At 39.4% G+C, this 21,013-nt stretch carries 16 protein-coding genes; 8 read left to right on the plus strand and 8 right to left on the minus strand.

Annotation, left to right across the window (positions count from 1 at the left end):
* The first annotated feature begins 132 nt into the window (after positions 1 to 132).
* Genes TW85_RS11655 through TW85_RS11675 form a run of 5 tightly spaced genes read left to right on the plus strand, consistent with a single transcriptional unit; the run spans position 133 to position 4,432 of the window.
* Entirely contained in the window at positions 133 to 1,254 is a 1,122-nt protein-coding gene (locus TW85_RS11655) for an ABC transporter substrate-binding protein (RefSeq protein WP_157196937.1), read from the plus strand.
* A gap of 19 nt (positions 1,255 to 1,273) precedes the next feature.
* Positions 1,274 to 2,317, plus strand: a complete 1,044-nt coding sequence (locus TW85_RS11660) for an iron ABC transporter permease (RefSeq protein ID WP_046017285.1) — start codon at positions 1,274 to 1,276, stop codon at positions 2,315 to 2,317.
* Positions 2,314 to 3,099, plus strand: coding sequence for an ABC transporter ATP-binding protein (locus TW85_RS11665; RefSeq protein WP_046017286.1), 786 nt, complete (start codon positions 2,314 to 2,316; stop codon positions 3,097 to 3,099). Before TW85_RS11660 ends, TW85_RS11665 begins: the two co-directional genes overlap by 4 nt.
* A gap of 32 nt (positions 3,100 to 3,131) precedes the next feature.
* Positions 3,132 to 3,584, plus strand: a complete 453-nt coding sequence (locus TW85_RS11670) for a plastocyanin/azurin family copper-binding protein (protein ID WP_046017287.1) — start codon at positions 3,132 to 3,134, stop codon at positions 3,582 to 3,584.
* The gene (locus tag TW85_RS11675) at positions 3,581 to 4,432 is read left to right on the plus strand and encodes a hypothetical protein (protein WP_046017288.1); all 852 of its coding nucleotides are present in this window, start codon (positions 3,581 to 3,583) and stop codon (positions 4,430 to 4,432) included. Before TW85_RS11670 ends, TW85_RS11675 begins: the two co-directional genes overlap by 4 nt.
* Before the next feature lie 22 nt (positions 4,433 to 4,454).
* On the opposite strand, the gene TW85_RS11680 is transcribed toward TW85_RS11675, so the two are convergent.
* Complete coding sequence (locus TW85_RS11680; RefSeq protein WP_046017289.1) at positions 4,455 to 5,336, minus strand: LysR family transcriptional regulator; 882 nt, start codon at positions 5,334 to 5,336, stop codon at positions 4,455 to 4,457.
* 194 nt (positions 5,337 to 5,530) lie between these two features.
* On the opposite strand from TW85_RS11680, the gene TW85_RS11685 reads away from it, so the two are divergent.
* A complete protein-coding gene (locus TW85_RS11685) occupies positions 5,531 to 6,727 on the plus strand; it encodes an MFS transporter (protein ID WP_046017290.1) in 1,197 nt (398 codons plus the stop codon).
* A 91-nt stretch (positions 6,728 to 6,818) separates the two neighbouring features.
* Positions 6,819 to 7,427 (plus strand): glutathione S-transferase family protein, encoded by a 609-nt coding sequence (locus TW85_RS11690; RefSeq protein ID WP_046017291.1) that lies wholly within the window; start codon positions 6,819 to 6,821, stop codon positions 7,425 to 7,427.
* Between the two features lie 80 nt (positions 7,428 to 7,507).
* On the opposite strand, the gene TW85_RS11695 is transcribed toward TW85_RS11690, so the two are convergent.
* The 6 genes from TW85_RS11695 to TW85_RS11720 all read right to left on the minus strand — a co-directional run bounded on the left by TW85_RS11695 (position 7,508) and on the right by TW85_RS11720 (position 16,735).
* The gene (locus tag TW85_RS11695) at positions 7,508 to 8,641 is read right to left on the minus strand and encodes a siderophore-interacting protein (protein WP_046017292.1); all 1,134 of its coding nucleotides are present in this window, start codon (positions 8,639 to 8,641) and stop codon (positions 7,508 to 7,510) included.
* A 75-nt stretch (positions 8,642 to 8,716) separates the two neighbouring features.
* On the minus strand, positions 8,717 to 9,886 hold the full coding sequence (locus TW85_RS11700; RefSeq protein ID WP_046017293.1) for a type III PLP-dependent enzyme: 1,170 nt from the start codon (positions 9,884 to 9,886) through the stop codon (positions 8,717 to 8,719).
* Positions 9,887 to 9,902: 16 nt separating this feature from the next.
* Positions 9,903 to 10,496 (minus strand): GNAT family N-acetyltransferase, encoded by a 594-nt coding sequence (locus tag TW85_RS11705; RefSeq protein ID WP_046017294.1) that lies wholly within the window; start codon positions 10,494 to 10,496, stop codon positions 9,903 to 9,905.
* 205 nt (positions 10,497 to 10,701) lie between these two features.
* Entirely contained in the window at positions 10,702 to 11,979 is a 1,278-nt protein-coding gene (locus TW85_RS11710) for a SidA/IucD/PvdA family monooxygenase (RefSeq protein WP_046017295.1), read from the minus strand.
* Between the two features lie 6 nt (positions 11,980 to 11,985).
* Positions 11,986 to 13,620, minus strand: a complete 1,635-nt coding sequence (locus tag TW85_RS11715) for an AMP-binding protein (protein ID WP_046017296.1) — start codon at positions 13,618 to 13,620, stop codon at positions 11,986 to 11,988.
* A gap of 34 nt (positions 13,621 to 13,654) precedes the next feature.
* Complete coding sequence (locus TW85_RS11720; protein ID WP_046017297.1) at positions 13,655 to 16,735, minus strand: condensation domain-containing protein; 3,081 nt, start codon at positions 16,733 to 16,735, stop codon at positions 13,655 to 13,657.
* A 452-nt stretch (positions 16,736 to 17,187) separates the two neighbouring features.
* On the opposite strand from TW85_RS11720, the gene TW85_RS11725 reads away from it, so the two are divergent.
* Positions 17,188 to 18,543 carry an MATE family efflux transporter gene (locus tag TW85_RS11725; protein ID WP_046017298.1) on the plus strand — a complete coding sequence of 452 codons (1,356 nt, stop codon included), beginning with the start codon at positions 17,188 to 17,190 and terminating at the stop codon, positions 18,541 to 18,543.
* A 317-nt stretch (positions 18,544 to 18,860) separates the two neighbouring features.
* On the opposite strand, the gene TW85_RS11730 is transcribed toward TW85_RS11725, so the two are convergent.
* The gene (locus tag TW85_RS11730; RefSeq protein WP_046017299.1) at positions 18,861 to 20,936 is read right to left on the minus strand and encodes a TonB-dependent receptor; all 2,076 of its coding nucleotides are present in this window, start codon (positions 20,934 to 20,936) and stop codon (positions 18,861 to 18,863) included.
* Positions 20,937 to 21,013: the final 77 nt, after the last annotated feature.

The following is a 21,013-nucleotide window of genomic DNA, read 5'->3' on the forward strand; positions in this document are numbered from 1 at the left end:
CTGCTGATTGAAAATAAGAATCAGTATCATTGTTCGTAAACTGAGTTGCATTCAAAATAATCTGCTGTTGGGAATGATTATTATTAACGCTCTAACTAACCCAAAACTTTAACTTCCTATGGAGTACCTTAAATGTCCCAAATAAAACGGCATTTTACTTTGTTTATTCTTGCCTTAGTGGCGCTCTTTTCTTTTGCTAATACTGCATCAGCCAAACCTCAAGAGTTGACTGATATTTTAGGAAGAAAAGTAACAGTAGATTTGCCAGCAAAACGTGTACTTCTAGGCTTTTATTATGCTGATTACATGGCTATTGGTGGCGTAAAAGCATTTGATAATGTTGTTGGCTTCTCTAAAGATGTTTGGACAGTCTGGACACCAAAGAGCTGGGATATGTTCGCAAAGGCTGTTCCTCAACTTCAAAACATCGCCGACGTAGGTGAAGTTGAAGCAGGTACATTCTCTATTGAAAAGCTGCTGTCGCTTAAGCCTGAAGTCGTGATTTTAGCTGATTGGCAGTTTAAAGCCCTTGGACCGGATGCTGATCGTATAGAAGCAGCAGGCATTCCAATCGTGGTGGTGGATTACAATGCTCAGACCATTGAAAGACATGTTAAAAGTACATTGTTGCTAGGACAAATTGCAGGTGAAGAAGCTCGCGCTAAAAAAATGGCAAATGAATACCAGACAAATGCCAACATGATTGCTGAGCGAATCTCACAAGATGGTCGTACTCGTCCACGTGCTTACATCGAATTTGGTAAAAAAGGCCCTAATGACTATAGCTTCACCTATGGTAAAAACATGTGGGGTGCATTAGTGACGTTAGCTGGTGGTGATAATATTGCCATTCCTTATGTAGAGTGGTGGGGACCAATGAACCCAGAACAAGTACTCACTTCGCAACCTGAAGTGATATTTATTTCAGGGCGAGAAACTGAATTGAACAAGAATAAAGAAGCACTTGTTATGGGTGTTGATATTCCAAAAGATGAAGCATTAAGACGCCTTAAAGGCTTTGAAAAGCGCACGGGTTGGTCTGAGCTACCTGCCATTCAAAATAAGAACCTATTTGCGCTTTATCAGGGGGCATCACGAACTTTGGCTGACCAAGCTATGATTCAGTATATGGCAAAAGCCATGTACCCAGATTTGTTCTCAGATCTAAACCCGAATCAAACATACCTTGATTTCCATAAGAAATATCTTCCTGTCATTCCTGAAGGCACCTTTGTGTTATCAGTTAAAGATTAATTATTTTGAGTTTGATTGAATGTCTTTAGAGTTTGAAGTAATCCAATCAGCAATCAAGAACCAACGTCGTAGTGAAATACGACGTTGGCGTATTGTGCTGATATTTGTGTTTGTCTGCCTTGCAAGTTTAACCTTGGATATTGCAACTGGCCCCTCTATGTTATCTCCCTCAGAAGTCTTAAATGCCTTGTTGTTAGCGGATGATGTTGAAGCAATGACTAAGATTATTGTGTTTGATTTTCGATTACCTATGGCGTTAATGGCGTTGAGTGTTGGGGCGGCATTAGGTGTTGGCGGTGCAGAGATTCAAACCTTGTTAAATAACCCAATGGCCAGCCCTTACACTTTAGGTTTGGCTGCAGCGGCTGGGTTAGGTGCCTCTATTGTTATCGCTTTTGGTAGTTTTGGTTTGCCACTGACTTTAGCCGTGCCAATCGGTGCTTTTGCCATGACTATGGTTGCAGCAGGGATATTATTTATTTTTGCATCGATTAAACGTTTATCGTCAGAAATGCTGGTACTTGCGGGTATCGCATTATTATTTTTATTCCAATCTGGTTTATCACTTGTTCAATATTTATCCGCACCTGAAGTAAGCCAACAGATCTTATTCTGGTTATTTGGCAGCTTAACCAAGGCTACTTGGGAGAATTTATTTGTTACTTCCGTCATAACGGCTATTTGCATTAGCCTTTTATTTAAAGACGCTTGGAAACTAACCGCGTTAAAAATGGGAGAAGAAAGAGCAGCAAGTTTGGGTGTAGATACAAAAAAGCTTAGGTTAAGAGTACTTTTTTTAGTCGCCGTGATGACTGCGGTTGCAATTAGTTTTGTTGGTGTTATTGGCTTTATTGGGCTTGTTGCTCCTCATGTTGCGCGCATGCTTGTTGGTGAAGACCAGCGATTCTTTTTGCCGCTTTCAATGGTGATTGGTGCTGCATTCTTATCTGTTGCCTCTGTGTTATCAAAAGTCTTGGTGCCTGGTGCGCTTTTCCCTGTCGGTATTGTGACGTCTTTTATCGGTGTTCCTTTCTTCTTTTGGATTATGTTAAGTAAAAAATGAGCAATTTAAATCTTAAAAAACTAACCATAGTTCGTGGAAAAACGCACACAGCGAGAGAACTGTCACTCACATTTGAAAAGGGTAAAATTTACGCCATTTTAGGGCCAAATGGCGCTGGTAAATCAACGCTTCTTAAAGCCATATTTGGCGATGTTAGCCTTCGAAAAGGTGAAATCGAATATCAAGATAAGACATTGCATAAAACCCGATTAGGGGAATGGCGTAAACCCATTGGGTATATGCCCCAAGATACTTATGTGTCTGCTAACTTGACAGCATTAGATGTGGTTTTATTGGGTAAACTTGATAGCCTTTCGATGCATCTGAATGAAAGTACGCTACAAGCTGCTCTTAAAGTCATGGAGAAAGTTGGTTGTTTAGACCTTGCTCAAAGAGATATTCAGAGTCTAAGTGGTGGTCAGAGACAACTTATCTTGTTTGCCCAAGTGTTATTAGGTTCGCCTGATATTTTGATGCTCGACGAACCTGTTAGCGCTCTGGATATGTATCACCAAAGCGTATTACTTGAGCATGTCTATCAAGAAACGAAAAAGCGTGGCCTGATCACCATAATGGTTATCCACGATTTAAGTTTGGCAGCTCAATATGCTGATGAATTAATTCTACTTAAAAACGGCACAATTAGAGCGCAAGGCTCACCTTCTAAAGTGTTAACCCCAGATAAAGTTGCTGAAGTCTATAAGGTCGATATTGAACGGCTTTTTGATAGTAGCGGCACACCTGTGATCCAGCCTAAACGCACTTCAAGCACTCACTGTTAATCATTTATAAAGGTATTTTTAAGGACTTTATGATGTATAAATTAGTCATAACATTACTCTTGTTAGCTAGCTACAACTTGGCTAATGCAGCAGATTACGAAATCAAAATGTTAGATTTTGGCAAAGATAAGGGCATGGTGTTTGAACCCGGTTTTTTATCTGTATTGCCAGGAGATACCATTAAGTTTATTCCAACTTCTAGCGGGCATTTTGTCCGAAGCTCACAGGTACCAGAGGGTGTTTCGCCATGGCAAAGTAAAATGGACGAAGTGTTTACTGTGACGGTTACAAAAGAGGGCGTTTATGTTTACTACTGTCCACCGCATCTAAGTATGGCAATGGTGGGTGTGATTCAAGTTGGGGAAGCTCAAATTGAATCTAAAGATGAGTTGATGGATGCAATGTCTTCATTTAATCGTCGTCACTTGATGAATAAGAAGCGTTTGTGGACTTATATAGAACAGATTGAGTGGACTAAAAAGTGATTGTTATTGCTACCTGTAATCAATATCCACAAATCTTTCTCGGCCTAAAGCTGATAGTAGATGCATTAACGCGCAAAGGGGAAGAGGTTAGGTGTATCCCTTGGCAGGAAGAAGACTTAAGTGTGTTTTGTCAGGCTAAGTATGTATTACCACTTTGTGCTTGGGATTACGCCAAAACACCTGAAGACTTTAAAGACTGGTTAATGAAAGTCAAAAATGGGGGAGGAAAACTTTTAAATTCCCCAGACATTATTTTGCAAAATATGAATAAAACTTATTTGTTAGAACTTGCGAATAAAGGCGTAAACGTAACGCCGAGCTGCTTTCTTAAAAAGCCATCGTTAGACAAAGTAGAGTCGATTAAATTGTCTCATCATTGGGACGATATGGTGCTCAAACCTGTTTATGGTCAAAGTGGTAATTTAGTGACTCGTTATTCAAACGCCATAACGAACCAAGATGAGGTGTTTAAAAGTGACGGGGGCATTTTGGTTCAACCCTTTATCCCAGAAATAAAATCGAATGGTGAGCTTGCCATTTGTTTTATTAATGGTATTTACTCCCATTCTGTATGTCGCATGCCTGCGAGTGATGATTGGCGAGCAAATACAAAATACAAAGTCAGTGTTAAGCCAATTGACCTTGATGAAAAGGTAATTGAACAAGCACGATCTAGCTTATCTTATCTAGATGAGATGCCTTTGTACGCCAGAGTAGATGGCATAATAGTGAATGAAAACTTTATGCTCTCAGAGTTAGAGCTGATAGAGCCGGCATTGTTTTTCGAGCTGGTGGAAGATATTAATCAAACAGGGTTTGATAGACTCATTAGCCATTTAGCTGGCTAATGAGTCTATTTGTTTTGTTCGATTACAAGGTTAGCCTCACTTGTATGAAATCAATAAATGCTGTGATGCGTTTAGCGACACTTGACGATTTATAATAAACAGCCTGAATTTGTTCTCTTCCTGTATTTATTAACTTCTCTTCTTCGAGAATTGAAATAAGACGGCCTGCTTCAAGATCTTTTTTGACCATAAAGCCCGATAAACAAGCAATGCCATTTCCTGCTATTGCTAATTGTCTGACCGTTTCGCCATTACTAGATGTCATTATAGGGTTAATGGATTTAAAGCCTTTTAAAGGCCATTGATTGAGTATTTTGGGGCCATTAAAGCCAATGCAATCATGATTGATAAGGTCTGCTTGATCTTTAGGCGTACCACGTCTCGCTAGGTAATCAAGGGAAGCAACCATGTATAAAGAGCTTTTGCCAAGAGCCCTTGCTTGTAAGCTAGAGTCTGCTAATTCTCCAATGCGAATGGCCAAATCGGTTTTCTTTTCGACTAAATCGACAAAGCCCTCATTTGATGTCAATTCAAGTTGTATATCAGGATATTCTTGGTGAAATTCTTGAATCAAAGGTACTAATTGATGGAATATAAATGGACTAGCGGCATCAACACGCAGTTGGCCTTTTGGTAAATCTTGACTAGATATCACATCATTTTCAGTTTGCTGAATATGCTTTAAACCTTGCCTTACCCCTTCTACAAACCGTCTACCTTCATCCGTTAACTCAACGCGACGAGTTGTTCGATTGAAGAGAGACACATTTAATTGCTTTTCTATCTTACTCACTGATCGAGACACTCGTGCAACTTGTATATCTAATGTTTGTGCTGCAGCAGAGAAACCACCAGTATCCACAACAGTAAGTAAAATCTCTAAATCATCAGAGCGAGTCAGCATTATTGATTACTCATAAAAAACTTGAATGAGTAACCTCTCATTTTGTTGTTAAAATGACAAATATAATTTGTAGTAAACACTGTTTTTAACAATATTTATGTTGCGCATAATCCTCCTTCTTAAATGAATCACCTAGATCAAAAGCTTATTTTTTATCTAATTGGTTTTAAAACTCTGAATTAGGATTGTGAATTATGCCCCTTGCTCTTTTTGCATTGACGCTTAGCGCTTTTGCTATTGGAACTACGGAATTTGTGATTGTTGGCTTGATACCGACAATGGCAAATGACTTAAATGTTACTTTGCCTTCAGCAGGCTTGTTAGTCAGCCTATATGCATTAGGTGTGGCTTTTGGTGCCCCTGTCTTAACTGCATTATCAGGTAGATGGAATCGTAAAACAGTATTAGTAAGCATCATGGCACTCTTTGTTATGGGGAATTTACTTGCTTGGCAAGCGCCAAATTACACGGTGCTTGTCATTGCTCGTATTTTAACCGGGCTTGCACATGGGGTGTTTTTCTCGATTGGCTCTACTATTGCGACAGGTCTTGTTTCAAAAGAGAAGGCTGCTAGTGCTATTGCAATTATGTTTACAGGTTTGACAGTAGCACTCGTTACAGGCGTACCTCTAGGGACTTATATAGGTCAAAATTTTGGCTGGCAATCAAGCTTTTTAATTGTATCGATACTTGGTTTAATCTCTTTAGTAGGCAGTGTTTTTCTAGTGCCTAACAACTTAAAGCAGTCAGCGCCAATACAATTATCATCACAGCTTAAGGTGCTGTTAGAACCCAGGTTATTGTTAGTTTATGCCATTACCGCATTAGGTTACGGAGGTACTTTTACTGCCTTCACATTTCTTGCGCCTATTTTAGAGAATGTAACGGGTTTTCACGCAAGTTCAATCAGCTTAATCATGTTGATATATGGTGTATCTGTTGCTTTTGGAAATATTGTTGGTGGAAAAATGGCTGATAAACTTGGCCCTATTAAGGCTTTAACAATTATCTTCTCTGGATTGGCCTGTATCTTACTCATTTTTAATCTTGTCGCTTTCCATCCTATTGCAACTTTAATTTCTGTTGTCATTTGGGGTGCATTTGCCTTTGGAAATGTACCTGGCTTGCAAGTTTATGTAGTTAACTTAGCCGAAAAATATACGCCAGATGCGGTAGATGTTGCCTCTGGTTTAAATATTGCGGCTTTTAATTTAGGCATTGCATTGGGTTCTTGGGGTGGTGGTTTAATTTTATCTAATGCAGGCTTGATACATACACCTTGGGTGGGCGCTGTGATTGTAATGATTTCCTTAGGGCTAACTCGATTAAGTGGCAGGCTAGATAATAGGAATCATCTACAGATGAAGAGTCGGTTAAACGCTACTCAATAATGAGTGTTTGTAAACTCTCTTGAAATCATTCGTTTTGCCCTGATTATCTGTACTTGAAACTCAATTAATAAGTCATTTAAAAGGACCTAATATGCTAGTTGTGCACCATTTAAACCAGTCTCGCTCTAAACGTGTTCTTTGGCTACTTGAAGAGCTAGGTATGCCATATGAACGCATTGATCATGAACGAGACCCTGTAACGCGTTTGGCGCCAGCTAGCTTAAAAGCCATTCACCCTTTAGCAAAAGCACCTATTGTTCAGGATGGTGGAATTACCTTGTGTGAATCCAGTACCGTGTTTGAATACATCCTTGATCAAGATAGCGAAGGGCGATTAAGACCTAACAAAGAGACTAAGGAATATTATCAGTATTTAGAGTGGTCTCATTTCGCTGAAGGCTCATTAGCCTTACCTGTTATGTGTAAGTTGTTTATGGGGCTAGAGGAAAGAGCAGGAAATCAAGCGATGGACGGTTATATTGCCAAAGAGATCGCGTTAGATTTTGGCTATATTGAATCAGTATTGGCTGAACGTGATTATTTCGCAGGCAGTGAATTTACTGGCGCAGATATCATGATGACTATTATGTTAGAAATCTCCGCTAGCTTAGGTTTGCTTGACGGTTTTACTCATACAAAATCTTATCTTGATAAGGTCCAAACACGTCCGGCTTACCTAAAAGCAGCGGCGCTTGGTTAGTAAATAGTGGCTATTATGCTTCATAGAAAAGCACCATCAAGTTACCCTTGATGGTGCTTTTCTCTATGATGAAACTGAGTCTATTTAGGCTCTGGACGGCTTTTTAATTGCCAATAAGCTTTTGTGTGATTATCGCGACCTATTATGTTTCTGTCATTGCGCAGGTAGCGCCTTACTTTTTTTGCAGATTCTGATTCAAAAGCAGCCCAAGCCACATCTACTGTTTCTAGCTTTGCAAGAATGGGCAAAATTTCATCTGCCTGCTTATTTGCATCACATACTAAACGATGAACTTGGCTACCTTCTGGTAATAATGCATCTTCAATATAGTCTTGTTCCGCGCTCTTTGCGCTTAGAATAATGACATGGGGCGGTAAAGGGTTATTCCAAGTTTCGAGAATACCCACAAGTGCTGGATAAGCGGTTTCATCCGCAATTAATAGCGCTTGACCACTTTTAAGGTGAGGGTGTTTATCAGGTGATTCTGAACGACTCATAATCACATCACCGGCTTTTAGTTCGCTTGCCCATTGGCTACCCGGGGTGTTGTCATGAGTAAAAATATCGATATAACCCATGTCAGGGAAGGCTGCATCTTCAGAGCTCTTCCAGGACTTACGCAAAGTATAAAGTCGAATGTCTTTATTGGCTTTTTGTAATAACTTCTGTCGGTTCTTACTGGATAAATGTTTCATCAGTTTGATGAAAGCGCGATCGAAAATATTTTTAAACCAATGTTTTTTCTGATTAGTTTGGGCGCTTAGGTTCGGTTTTTTCTGAATAATCTTTAGAAGAAAAGCAAACGCATAGCCAGGGTAATATTCAGGCAAGGGTGTATTACTTTTTACGCTAATGCGTATCATGTTTGGTGTGACTTTTTGTTTATCTGTCACTTCAAAAAAGTGCTTAGCTGCACCACTGAAATCCTTACCTTGCTGGGCAATGGCAGCATAGGCTTGATACAAGATTTTGTCTTCTAACCCACCTTCAATTTCAAAGGGGACAAAAGCCTCTTGCTCTGTATCTTGCTGATTAGATTTTATGAGAATTTTCATGCCTTCTTCAAAAATATCGAGAATTTTTGCAGACTGGATTTCACTTTTAGGCTGACTTGTTCTTGCTATGGCTAACAACTCTTCCGTGTGATCCTGATTGACATGGTCTAGGATATCGATCTTTTGATCGATATCCATTATTGGTGTAAATGCGCTCATATAGTATGTTTACTTCTTCTGTTTGATTTAAAACTGTGGCTAATCTTCTTAGTGAATTTGGCTAAGTTTCACTTCTCAGTTTTTAACGACATAACTTGTTAGTGGCGGTAAACCATTAAACTCAACAGAGCTGTAACTTGTGGTATAGGCTCCCGTCGACAACCAAAATATGTGGTCGCCTGTCGTTAAGGTATCTGGTAGTTGGTATTGGTGATCCTTGTACATTATGTCCATGCTGTCGCAGGTGGGCCCTGCAAGAATGACCTTTTTGTTATTTCCTTCTTTGCTGGTGAGAATAGGGTATTTAGTGCCTTCTCCAATGGTTTCTATTAAACCGTTAAAGGTACCAACATCTGTGTAAACCCAGCGATCTGGGTATTCTGGCTTTGTTTTCTTATCTGTCACTAATACGACCTCAGAGACGATGATGCCTGAGTCGCCAACCAGTGAACGGCCAGGTTCAATCAATATACGAGGCATATCTTGTGCAAAGCTGTCTTTGATAAAGGCAAGAATTGAATTAGCGTAATAAGAGAAACTATGGGTGTGCTGAATATAGCTTGCCGGTAAGCCACCACCTAAGTTGATCATTTCTAGACTAATATTATGTTGCTCTTTGATTTGATCAAACGCAGCCTTGGTCGCGAGGATGGCTTGTCGCCAAGTTTCAATGTCTCTTTGTTGCGAGCCTACATGGAAGGAGATGCCATAAGGTTTGAGACCAAGCTCTTTTGCTTTGGCGGCAAGTTCAACAGCGACATTCGCTTTACAACCAAACTTATCTGTTAGTGGCCAGTCTGCAGTGGCTGAACCATCAAAAAGTAGACGGAAATAAACGCTTGAACCCGGTGCTGCTTCGGCAATATTGATTAGATCAGCTTCGCAGTCAGTGGCAAAAAGCCTAACACCTTTTTGATAAAAGTATTCAATATCCGCTTTCTTCTTAATCGTATTACCAAACGAAATGCGCGACGGCTCAACATCAAAACTTAATACTTTTTCAAGCTCTGGCACTGAGGCAATATCAAAGTTTGAGCCCAGCTCGACCAATAGCTGAACAACATCATTTGCAGGGTTTGCTTTAACCGCATAAAAGACATCAGCCATAGGGAAGCCTTCTACCATTTCACGATAGCGCTTTTCGATGACAGAAAGATCGACCACAAGAAATGGGGTGGGCTTAGTGCTGATTAAGCGATCAAGGTCTGTCTTAATGTTTGAATGAAAATAATCTGGAAGTTTCATAAAAATACTTACTCCATTACAGGTATTTTTGATAGCAAGGAGACTGACGGAAGTCATCTCGGCTTAAGAAATACAGAGAGGCTTTCTTCTCAGGCAGTTGAAATTTCTTTTGTTCAACTAGGCCCAAATCAGGTGCGGCACGTTGAAAAGGAACCACTTCACAGTCAGGTTCACAGATCATTTTCTGAGTATCTGGGTTGCTACTAAAAATAAATTGAGCAAATAGAGTCAGTACAGGGCGAAAATGGCCCAAACCTAATACATCGAGTTCACCTAGCAACAGGTGTATTCCCATGTCATTCTCATCAGATTCATAATAACGATTCAGACGGTCTCTATGACATTCATAAATTTCTACATAGCCAATAGGTCTGTCATCAATCATGATGAAATAAAGACGCTGATGATCATCAACCAACATTTTTTCAAACATGACTTCAAGCTCTAATTTTGGCTTGTTCATTTGCCATTGTGGAATAACATGTTCTGTATGCATCCATTTATGCAGTAAAGGTAAATCCTCTGGGTAGCTAATTTGCTTTAAGCCATATTTATGATGATTCATCGCAAGGCTGAAATTATTGGGTAATTTGCGTGATATCGTTTGCATAAGTTCTTCTCGATTTTGCTTATTCTTTTTAGTTGCTTAAGTGGCCAACAATACTGTTATGGAAATGTCACTTTCTAAAACCAACTTAAGCGATTAAATGTTTAAACAAGTGCCTGCTTAAACTGTGTCTATTTCAGTTTGAGAGCCAACAAATCCAGTTGTTTTAGGGACTTGTTGGCCTGGATTTATTTACAAAGAGTGATACCTATTCAGGTAAAAACTCTTGGAAACAGATTCGCTTCTCAACTGGATAGACTTCCTTGTTTAAGATTTTGTTGATAATAATGGCGTTACGGAAGCAACTCATACCAAGATCTGGTGCTGAAATGCCATGGGTATAGAGGCCTAGGTTTTGTACAAAAACTGTTTTGTCATCATTGACGGCATAGTCTTCACTTAGGTCTAAACGTTCTTTTTCATCCCAATTAAGATATTGGGCAATAGGCATGAGGCATTTTGGTTTCTTGAACTCATAGCCTAACGATAAAATGACGACTTCAGAATCCATTTCGAAATCTTTTTGAGCATCCTGTCTTGTGCAAGAGAGGGAGAACTTTCCATCTTGATAAGATAGAGAGTTCACCTGTGTATCGGTAATTAAGCGTGAGTCAAAATCAGGCTTTTTGGATTTGATGTACAAGGTGTCATAGATCTGATTAATCAAATCAGTGTTTATGCCTTTATAAAGCATATCTTGGCTATTAATCACCTCATCACGCTTGTTAGCAGGTAGATTATAAAAATGCTTGGTGTATTCTGGCGATGTCAGTTCTAGGGTGAGCTTGTTGACATCGATAGCAAAGAACCTTTCAGATCGTGTAACCCAGTTGAGCTGATATTTATGCTCATCAATTTCATTTAACAGATCATAATAAATTTCAGCGCCACTTTGCCCACTACCAACTATGGTTATGGATTTCTTGTTTTTATAATCAGCTTTGTGTTCTATGTAATCGGCACTTGAATGTAGCTCTTGTTTAAAGCCTTTACAGAAATCTGGAACAATTGGCGTTGTACCTGTACCGACTACAAGGTGCTTAGCTTGAACAACTGTGAGTTCATTCGCACTGTTACGTGTTTCGACTGTATAAATTTTGGATGCTTCATCATAGCTAATGGTTTGAACATCTTGATCGAAACGAAGGTTTTCAAGCTGCTCACATGCCCATTTGCAATAATCATTATATTCAGAACGTAAAATGAAAAAGTTCTCACGAATATAATATTGATAGATTAACCCTTGATCCTTCAAATAATTTAAAAAAGAAAACTTACTTGTAGGGTCTGCAAAGGTAACCAAATCTGCAATAAAAGGAATCTGCAATGTGCTCCATTCGGGCATGATGCCTGAATGCCAATCAAACTCAGGCTTTTTATCAAAAAAGAGGGTTCGCATCTCAGTTAATGGCTCTGTCATACAAGCTAAACTCAGATTAAATGGACCTACACCTATCCCTACAATGTCATAAACTTCACTTTTCATTTTCTGCTATCCTCTAGCTTTATTAGTCGACAGGCCTTTGTTGACCTTTCCAACTTGGGTATATGTGAAATCGTCTACTAATTCGATCTCGTCTGGTAATTTGTATTCGGCAATTTTCTTTTGCATCAAAAATACCCGAACATCCCTGAGTGAAAGCTGGCTAGTTGGCTCCTTTAGAATGATGGAGGCTTTTGTTCGCTCGCCTAACAGAGAGTCTTTTACACCCACAACAGAAACGTCTTTTACCTGGGCGTGAGATAAAATCAGGTTCTCAATTTCACTTGGTGTGATCTTTTCACCTGCTCTGTTGATTTGTTCCTTTTCCCTACCTGTAACCACTATGTTGTTATTACTATCTAGGTAGCCAATATCTCCTGTGATATAAAAACCCTCTTTATTAAAACTACGGGAATTAACCAGAGGGGAGTTGTAATAACCATTGATGGTGTAAGGGCCACGGGTCAGAATGAATCCAGCTGATTCATTAGGAAGAGGGCTCCCTTCTTCATCCACAATGAGAATTTCATCGTCTTTACTTAACGCCTTGCCTTGCGTAAATAAGACGGTATTACTGTGATCATCAAGGCGGGTGAAGTTAACAAGGCCTTCTGCCATGCCATACACTTGTTGTAGTTTGGCTCCAAGCTTTTGATCAATTGCTTCAGCAAGCTCTGGTAATAACTTCGCGCCGCCAACTTGAATAACCTCTAGGGTTTTAAGGTCTGCTTGTTCAAGTTGAGGTGAATTGATCCATAAATTTATCAATGAGGGCACAAGTGACACCTGAGTAATGCCATGCTTTTCTATCAGAGAAAAACAGTTTTTAGGGCTTGAGTCTGTACTTAAAAATACACTCGCACCTGAATAAAATGCCCCTAAAAAGCCTGGAGAACTCATAGTGAAGTTATGCATAACAGGCAAAACGATAAGCTGCTTTGTGCTAGCGCTTAAATCTGTTACTTCAACACTCTTCTTGACTGAATAGAGATAGTCTGCATGGGTTCTTGGGATGAGTTTTGGTAACCCCGTCGTACCACCAGAGAGTTGAAGAAAAGCCACTGAGTGTGGGCTTGCTTCATATTTTGGTACGAGCATTGTTTTGTCATTAATACAGCTAAAAGCCTGATCAATGGATGAGCTACTTTTGATGGTTTGTCTAAACCATAAATTTAAGTTCGGCATAGTAAAGCCAAAACTTATGTCCATCGCATCCGTGGTAGGCTGATTTTCTTGATTGATCTTGATATAGCCTACGGCACGGCTATTAATCGCAATATTTTCAATTTCATAAGCACCATGACCGTTTAAACAAAAAACAGGTCTAGCACCTATGTAATATAAACCGAATAAGACCACGAAGAACTCAACAACATTAGGTGACTGAATCACCACAAAGTCTTCTGCTTTAATGCCTTGCTGGTGCAGATAGCTGCCATAAGAAGCGGCATAGTGATAAAGCTCATCATAGGACAGGCTTTTATCATCTTGGCAAATTGCTAGCTGATTGCCATATTGTTTACGTATCCGATCAAGCAGCTGTATATGGTTTTCGTTCTCCCAATAACCAGACGCTTGGTAATATTCCGCTCTATCTTGAGGGAAAGGTACAAAACCATTTTTAATATCATTCTCTAGGAACATGGTGTTAATCCTTGTCGTTTAGCAAATACAGTAATTACAAAACTTTGTTAGCAAGCGCTCTTCTAACATCTCTAATTGAGATATCCGCCTGCCTTTCTTGATTGGCAAGAGACTCAATTACGGTTTGCGTTGTAGACTTGATCAATTCAACTTGATCCTGACTGTAGCTACTCATGCGATAGGCTAATACCACTCTGAAAGCGGCTTCGATTGAGTTTGGATCCTCATAGGCTTCAAAGTGCAAACCAAATTTGGCTATGCTGCGTTCTGGTTCTAGTAGATCAAAACCAATACTACGGCCGTCGTTTAGTTCAATTGCCGTGTTAAGGACATTTTTTTGATGGTACTGAATATAGACTTCACATAGGTTGTCTGTTGCGAGTTCTTCTGGCTTGGCAGCAACCGCGTGCTCAACAGTGACAAAGGGCACATTACTGTGAGCAAGTGAGCTAATAATCGTCTCTTTTACCTGACAAACTAATTGGTTGATACTCAGCTCTTCATCAAACTGGACCTGATTCATCACGACATTGGTGAAAAGCCCAACAGTATCTTGGAATTTAGGATTATCACGGCCAAAAGCTGACGTGCCTATGGTGATTTTCTTACTGGCGCCAAGGTAGTAAAGCGCAAGCGAGAAGGCCGAAAAAACAACATGGAACATGGATGATTTATTAGACTTAGCCAGCTGATTTAATCCATCGGCAACGTCTTTACCAAATGAGAATTCAATCCAACTGCCTTGATCTGTTACTTGGTACTCTGCACCATCTTGATAGAAAAGAGGGCGAGCTGGTGGCACTTTTCCTAGTTGTTGCTTCCAGAACTCAAGCTCCTGTTCCATCTCAGATTCTTTAGTTTGTTCTGAAACATATTGAGGAAATTGAGCGGGTACGCTTTCCCATTTAGGTTCAACACCACTGACGTATTCTTTATAGGCGAAAAACAGATCGCTTATGAGTATGCCTGCTGACCATTCATCAAAGGTCATGTGATAAATTAGTAATGAGAGGAAGTGTTCACCTTTCTCGTTATGGAGAAAACGTACGCGAACAGGGATTTCATTAATAAGGTCAAAACTGTAATTAGCCTCAAAAGCTAATAGATTTTCTGCCGACTCGTTACCTTGAGTCGCTGATGAGAAAAACCACTGATAATCATCGAGGCGAGTTGCTGGAATAATTCGTTGTAGTACGGTGCCATCTTCTTCAGGTAATAGCAGGGTACGCAATGCATCATGGCGCATAAGCACATTTGTAAAGGCTTTATGAAAAGCATCTTCGTCGACCTCTTCAGCAAACTTAAGTGTAAAAGGAATATTGAAGATAGGATTCTTTCCTAATTCGATTAGGTCCATCCAGGTATTCTGTACGTATGTGTGCGGGACTATGATTTCTTGATCTATGCCTACCTGCGCTAAGTGAGAATCTTGCTCTTCTATTTTTGTTGCATGCTCTGCAAGCCCTATTGCGGTTGGCGCATTAAAAAAGTCTGCAATTTTTACTTCAATTTGATGTTGGCTTTTTAACTTGCCTATGACTCTTGTGGCTAACAGAGAATGTCCACCTAGTTCAAAAAAGTCATCATTAGCTGAGATGTCATTTTGGTCTAAGACGGTTTTGAATTCTTCAATAATAGCTTTAATAAGCTCATGGTTATTAGTTGAACTTTTTGTGTCTGTATTATCCGTTCGATTTACTTCAGATAAATTATCGAAATTGTTATTCGAACTTGTAAATAAAGAGGGTATTACTCTTTTGCTATCAATCTCGGCTTTATCAATAAACCCAATAAATTGTTCTAGTAAAAAGTAGCCAATAGTAGGGGATAGCAAGTCACCGGTTGTGAGTTCGAACCTGATGTGATCGTTTTGCTCAAACTGAATGGCTAAGGTGAGGTCATAGTCAGACGATATTGGTGGTATGGTTAAGTTTGAAACTCTTATACCATCGAGTGTTAGGTAATCGCTTGCATCATCGACTTGTGTTACCAAAATATTAGGTAAATCGTTACGGCGAGTTTTGGTTGCTGAAAATATCTGCTCAATGGAGAGGTTATTCGACATACCGTTAAGCAAGTTGTTTCGTAGATCCAAAATAGCAGTTTGTATATCGGTATTTTCAATTCTAACAGGGATGACATTAGAGCTAGATTTGATCTGATCCAATCCAGTAATTTCTTGATGATCAACGATAGGGATAATGATATCCACTGACGTCTGATCTAGTAATTGATTTAGATAAAGCCCAAATAAGGTTAGCAAAGCCTGGAAGGGTGATGTTTGGCTTGCTTGTGCTAAGGCATCAGCTTTAGTTGTCGATGTTCTGCTATAGAAGCGATTGGCTTTAAAGACCTGTGACGCTTTATCATGACTTGTAACTTGCTTAACAAGCGGAATCTTACCTTCTGCTTTAAAGAACAAAGAGGGAAGCTGAGTTTTATTTAGGCCATTAGGATGTGTGTTAGCCCAATAAGATTCAAGTTTATTTGTATTTTGTTGAGCGTGCTCAATTTTTTTTGTGTTTGCAGTATTAGTGAAATGCACATCTTTATAATGAGAGCTGATAGCATTAAAAATAGGCTGCCAAGCTGTGTCATCAAGAAGAATATGGTGACCAAGTAGGCCTAATACGTTTTCGTCTTCAGTTTTATTAAATAGCCAAAACTTAATTGCTGCATCCTTGGCTAAATCAAGCGGCTGCTTTTGTTGTTCTAGTAAGAAATTTATAACTTCTTCATCGCCTGATGCAGCAACTTCTTCGATAATGATGCTTTCAGGGTCAAGCTTGTGTTTTATTAGCTCGCCTTCTTCATCCAGTTTATAAACTTGATTGAGGTTGGTATTGCCTTGATAAATCTTTTTTAGAGCATTTATTAAGCGTGGAGCATCTAGTGCACCAGATAATTTAAACGCGGCTGTAAAAGGGCCTGCTGAAGAGAGTGGGTCTTGTTGGTGTAACATCCAAGCTCTTTCTTCTGATAATGAGAGCTGGCCATTATTTTTAATTTGGTTAGTTGTATCTATTGCTTGGCTTTCATCAATCAAGCCTAAACTAGCTATTTCTTTTTCAAATTCACTAAGCTCTAGTGGATCTAAAATTAATCCTTCATTCATACCTTTGAACCCTATTAACCTTGTTATAGAAAATTCTTTTTTCTAAGGGTGTTGCATCCTATCTTGTGCAAGTTGCCCCTGATTCCATGTCATTTTTGCTGGGGGTTACCTGACTTAAACGTGTTTTTTGATAAAACGTTTAATGACTAGCTTGAAGGTATATTACTTAATTTTTTTATTAAAAGATAGTGATTCTCATTTGCATTATCGTTTGTATTAGGTGTTTTTTTTAATATAAAATACACAAATGGACTGACTTAGTTCAAAGCTTGATCTAGCTCAGTATTTTGTAGGAAGAAGAGGTAGGCCATGTTGGAACAAGTGATTGCTTGAAAAGTGGTTTTCGCCTGTGTTTTGAAAATAGCTTTGTGATTAGTTGCTTTGAACTGCCTGCCTCCTTTATGCCTTGTTTGTCCAATTTTAAGCACTGTATTATTAAAAGGAAATTTTAAATGTCGGTTTTTTCGAGTACCTATCGGCCATTGTTAAGTCTGGCCTTACCCTTAATTTTTATACAAATATGTCAGGCTTCTTTGGGGTTGGTTGATACCATGGTAGCTGGTCAATACCATTATCATGACTTGGCCGGCGTTGGCTTAGGCAGTGCAATGTGGACTCCTGTGTTCATTCTGTTAACAGGAATAATGTTTGTATTAGTGCCTAAAGTTTCCGGGTTGTTGGCTGCAGGTCAGCATGATGAAGTGCAACGTGTTTTTCTTCGTGGTAAAAAAGTTGCTTTTGTTTTGTCTATCCTTGGTTTTCTCTTGGTTCATTTCCTTGCTTTTGCATCAAGTTGGCTGGTATCCGATTCTGATGTTGCTGCTATTACTCAGGCCTATCTGCATTTTGTAGCATTTGCTATGCCTAGTTTCGTATATATCTTGCTTTATCGTTTTATGAGTGAGGGGTCTAGTAAGCTGATGCCGATTATCAAGGTGTTTATTGCCTTGCTTATAGTCAATAGTCTGTTAAATATCCTATTTGTGTTTGGTGCCATTGGTATTGAAGGCCTTGGTGGTGTGGGTTGCGGACTAGCAACGGCAGTGAGTGCGTATTTTGCATTGTTTATGATGAAGCGCTTAGTTCAACGTGAAGTGCCTGAAGCGATAACTCATTCAGAAATAAATATTGATATGAATGAAGCAACAGAGCAGCTTAAAGAAGGTTTGCCAATTGGCGTAGCTTTTGTTGTTGAAGTGTTGGCTTTGACGACGTTAGCTTTTTTTGCAGCATCTTTAGGCGTTAAGCAAGTCGCAGCTCATCAAATTGCCATTAACTTAGCCATGATAGTCTTTATGATTCCTGTTGCTTTAAGTAGTGCAACAACCATTCGAATTGCAAGTATAACGAGAGCAGATAGCTTTTCTTCAAGAAGGCATGTTGCTAATGCTGCACTTATTATGACGTGTGCATACGGTTTAATTATCGCTGTATTGCTGGTCGGATTAGGGGAATATCTGCTTACTTTATTTAGCCAAGATGAAGGTATTCTTGGGATAACCGCCGGCTTGCTGGTGTATATTGCATTGTTTCAATTTTTTGATGCGATTCAGATTGTTGCGGCAGGTATATTAAGAGGGCTACAAGAGTTTGTTAGTCCATTGTTGGTGATATTTATTGTGTACTGGTTCGCCGTGGTACCAGTTAGTTATTTAGCAGCAGAGAAGGGGTGGTGGTTTTTTTCTGGTGGTATTGATGGCATATGGATTCTTTTGGCTTCTGGTATTGGTTTTGCTGCTTTGATCTTGTGCGTGTTGAGCTTTAAACAGGTGTATAAACCAGATGATTTAGTGCCAGCTGCACCTTAATGAGCACCTTTACAATACTGTTAGAGAATAGATAAATGCCTTGTTAGTTATCGCTTAATTAACGAGGCTATCCTCACAACTCACAACTCACAACTCACAACTCACAACTCACCACTCATGGTTTACGACTTACTGTTTACAAATTCGGTTTCACGGATAGTTTGGTGAGGGTTACGAGCTAGCTGTTTTAATTTTTAAAGGTTGGACTTGAGTTTAGGTTTAAGGGGGGGAGTTATATGTTCAAAGAAGAGGGGAGTGTAAGAAAAAAAGAGGCTCAATTGAGCCTCTTAAAGTCTTGGGTATCTTTAAATGTTAGATTACATGCGATATACAGCGCTAAGACCAACTGTGCGGGATTGAGCTGCAGCTGCAACACTAGACTCTCTGTAATAAACAGCATCTTCATTGGTAATGTTTTTGATATAAGCATTTATTGTTAATTCACCCATTACATATTGGGCTTGTGCATTTGATATTGTGTAATTTCCAGCTTTAACTGAATCTGAGTTTGCTAAATCTGAATGGTATGTTCCAACATAGTTAATATCTGCACCAAAAGACCAGTCATCACCAATGTATTGGGTAAAACCAAGGGCTGCATTTGTTTCTGGAGCGCTTGAAAGGTCATTACCTTCGCTTGATGTTGTGGCGTCGTATTTATCAATGTTGCTTCTTAATAGACCTAATGATCCCCAAAGCTCAAGGTTTTCACTAGCCCATTTAGTTGCTTCAATTTCTGCGCCATAGGTTGTTGCCTCATCAACATTAACTAAGCCAAACCCTGATTGAGCTTGATAATCTGTGTAGTCGTTATAAAAAATGCTCGCATTTACAGTTGTTCCATTCCCGAAATCGCTCTTACTGCTGAATTCGTATGTTGTTACTTCTTCACTGTCATATGACGAAACTGTGTTGCTGTTGAAATTAACATATGTACCACTTGGGCTGTAGCCCTTACGAACAGACGCTCCCAAAGTAGTTGTATCTGAAATTTTATGTGTAATAGCAAGCTTTGGGAGAGTGTAGGATTTATCTATTTTTTCATTAGATACCGAGCCAGAGCCTGTTGTACCACTTTTAGTGGTGTCTTCATTTTCAATGCGTAGTCCTGTAGTTATTTTAGTTTTATCGGTGATTGAATATGTGCCTTCACCATAAAGAGCTGTTGTGGTGGTCGTATAATCTGTAGCAAGAGTTGCACCTTGAGTTGCATCAATGACCGCTTTTTTATCAGATGCAAATAACCCAATAACACCTGTAAGGTCGGAATTAATGTCGTTAAAAATGATGCGGTTTTCAACTGCCTTAGTTTTTTGGTCGATATCATAAGTATGGACACTAGTTCCAAGACCGTAACCATCAGCATAAATATCTGAATCGATTTGGCTGATATGTAGTGAATTAGAAATTCCTTGGCTAATTTGGTAGTCAATATCTGTAGAAAAACTATCTTCTGTAGAATCTTGGACTCGTGTTATTGAGCTATCAGCTGTGTTGGTATCTCGAATTCTTAAGGTGTTTGAATTTATTGCTTCAGTTGTATTACTGGTGAAGTTAGCATGCTCACCATCATTATTTAACTTGCTGATGGTTAATTTTGCAGATAGTTCAGGCATGCTGCTAGGTTTCCAAAGTAGCTTACCGCGAAAGTTTTGGCTTTCTGAATCATCAAGGTCAGGAGTGTCTGCTGTATATCCTGAAGTATCGTAGTTAATCCAACCAGATCCCTTAGTTTGGTCTGCCGCAATGCGGTAAGCCAATTCATCTTCTAGGGCTCCTGAAGACATAATAGCCATATTATGTTTAAAGTTACCATTGTCATAGTTCTCTAAACCTAGACGAATTGCAGCTTCTTGTTCAAAGGTTGGGTCATTGGTATTGATAACCATAGCTCCACCAATGGCGCTGGCGCCTTGAGTGGTGGATTGAGGTCCACGAAGGATCTCTACTTGCTTTGTGTCCCATAGACTTGTTGGCGCAAAATTATAACCAGACCAGTCTTGTGATGTACCGTCAACAACTGTTGAAATACGAGCACGAGCGCCTGTAATTAAAGCCACGCCACCAGTTGCTGCGCCACCACCATTTACTCCACGCATTGATATATGACCAAAAGAATCCGAAATAACGTTCGGTGCTTTTGTTGCTAAGCTTTTAACCTGATTTGTTTCACCTGACTCAAGTTTTTCTTCTGTGAAAACAGTAACAGCCGTAGTGGTGTCCTTAATACTTTTATCTATCTTTTCCCCTGTAACCACAATTTTTTCGAGTTCAACTACTTCTGCATTTACGGCTGAAGAAATCATTAAGCTATTAATGCCAATAATAGATAGGGCGATTAAAGATAGTGAACTGGGTGGTTGTGATGTACTCACTTTATACTTCTGGGTCATTGCTCCGTGCTTCCTTTGTTTAGATGTGTAATAAGCTGTAAGTGGTAATGTTATTAAAAATGATTCTCATTAGCAAT

It is taken from the genome of Marinomonas sp. S3726 (assembly GCF_000967665.1).
GTDB lineage: Bacteria > Pseudomonadota > Gammaproteobacteria > Pseudomonadales > Marinomonadaceae > Marinomonas.

Coding starts and splice junctions, on each gene's coding strand:
- TW85_RS11655 (WP_157196937.1), top strand. CDS start 133: ATGTCCCAAATAAAACGGCATTTTACTTTGTTTATTCTTGCCTTAGTG.
- TW85_RS11660 (WP_046017285.1), top strand. CDS start 1,274: ATGTCTTTAGAGTTTGAAGTAATCCAATCAGCAATCAAGAACCAACGT.
- TW85_RS11665 (WP_046017286.1), top strand. CDS start 2,314: ATGAGCAATTTAAATCTTAAAAAACTAACCATAGTTCGTGGAAAAACG.
- TW85_RS11670 (WP_046017287.1), top strand. CDS start 3,132: ATGTATAAATTAGTCATAACATTACTCTTGTTAGCTAGCTACAACTTG.
- TW85_RS11680 (WP_046017289.1), bottom strand. CDS start 5,336: ATGCTGACTCGCTCTGATGATTTAGAGATTTTACTTACTGTTGTGGAT.
- TW85_RS11685 (WP_046017290.1), top strand. CDS start 5,531: ATGCCCCTTGCTCTTTTTGCATTGACGCTTAGCGCTTTTGCTATTGGA.
- TW85_RS11690 (WP_046017291.1), top strand. CDS start 6,819: ATGCTAGTTGTGCACCATTTAAACCAGTCTCGCTCTAAACGTGTTCTT.
- TW85_RS11695 (WP_046017292.1), bottom strand. CDS start 8,641: ATGAGCGCATTTACACCAATAATGGATATCGATCAAAAGATCGATATC.
- TW85_RS11700 (WP_046017293.1), bottom strand. CDS start 9,886: ATGAAACTTCCAGATTATTTTCATTCAAACATTAAGACAGACCTTGAT.
- TW85_RS11705 (WP_046017294.1), bottom strand. CDS start 10,496: ATGCAAACGATATCACGCAAATTACCCAATAATTTCAGCCTTGCGATG.
- TW85_RS11710 (WP_046017295.1), bottom strand. CDS start 11,979: ATGAAAAGTGAAGTTTATGACATTGTAGGGATAGGTGTAGGTCCATTT.
- TW85_RS11715 (WP_046017296.1), bottom strand. CDS start 13,620: ATGTTCCTAGAGAATGATATTAAAAATGGTTTTGTACCTTTCCCTCAA.
- TW85_RS11720 (WP_046017297.1), bottom strand. CDS start 16,735: ATGAATGAAGGATTAATTTTAGATCCACTAGAGCTTAGTGAATTTGAA.
- TW85_RS11725 (WP_046017298.1), top strand. CDS start 17,188: ATGTCGGTTTTTTCGAGTACCTATCGGCCATTGTTAAGTCTGGCCTTA.
- TW85_RS11730 (WP_046017299.1), bottom strand. CDS start 20,936: ATGACCCAGAAGTATAAAGTGAGTACATCACAACCACCCAGTTCACTA.